General features: G+C 62.3%; 1 pseudogene. It reads left to right on the top strand.

From position 1 onward, the window contains the following. Positions 1-1,179, top strand: a pseudogene (locus U5805_RS31525) (hypothetical protein); the annotation flags it as partial.

The following is a 1,179-nucleotide window of genomic DNA, read 5'->3' as shown; positions in this document are numbered from 1 at the left end:
GTCGGTGACGCTGGGCGGCACGGGCGCGACCGCAGTGGCGCTGCACAAGGTGGCCAACGGTCTGCTGAGCGCAACGAGCACCGATGCGGTGAACGGTTCGCAACTGAATGCGACGAATGCGAACGTGACGACGCTGCAAGGCAATGTGACGACGCTCCAGGGCAACGTGACGACGCTGCAAGGCAATGTCACGACGCTGCAAGGCAACGTTTCGAACATCAACAGCCAGATCACGAACATCAACGGCAAGCTGCAAGACGCGGTGCTGTACGACTCGTCGGCGCATAACTCGGTGACGCTGGGCGGTTCGGGTGCGAGCGCGGTGGCGTTGCACAACGTGGCCAACGGCCAGTTGAGCACGGCGAGCCTCGACGCGGTGAACGGTTCGCAGCTCTACGCGACGAACACGAACGTGACGACGCTCCAGGGCAACGTCACGACGCTGCAAGGCAATGTCACGACGCTCCAGGGCAACGTGACGACGCTCCAGGGCAACGTTTCGAACATCAACAGCCAGATCACGAACATCAACGGCCAGATGGCTAACGCCGTGATGTACGACTCGTCGGCGCACAACTCGGTGACGCTGGGCGGCTCGGGTGCAAGCGCGGTGGCGTTGCACAACGTGGCCAACGGTCTGCTGAGCGCAACGAGCACCGATGCGGTGAACGGTTCGCAGCTGAACGCGACGAACACCAACGTGACGACGCTGCAAGGCAATGTCACGACGCTGCAAGGCAACGTTTCGAACATCAACAGCCAGATCACGAACATCAGCGGCAAGCTCAATGACGCGGTGCTGTACGACTCGTCGGCGCATACGTCGGTGACGCTGGGCGGTTCGGGTGCGAGCGCGGTGGCGTTGCACAACGTGGCTAACGGCCTGCTGAGCGCAACGAGCACCGATGCGGTGAACGGTTCGCAATTGAACGCGACGAACACCAACGTGACGACGCTGCAGGGCAACGTTTCGAACATCAACAGCCAGATCACCAACATCAGCGGCAAGCTGCAAGACGCGGTGCTGTACGACTCGTCGGCGCATACGTCGGTGACGCTGGGCGGCTCGGGTGCAAGCGCGGTGGCGTTGCACAACGTGGCTAACGGCCTCGTGAACGTATCGAGCCTCGACGCGGTGAACGGTTCGCAGCTGTACAGCCTGGCAGCTTCGACGGCCAA

It is taken from the genome of Paraburkholderia sp. J41 (genome assembly GCF_905220235.1).
GTDB lineage: Bacteria > Pseudomonadota > Gammaproteobacteria > Burkholderiales > Burkholderiaceae > Paraburkholderia.
Note: the sequence above shows the minus strand (reverse complement) of the source record. Positions and strands in the feature narration are given on the sequence as shown.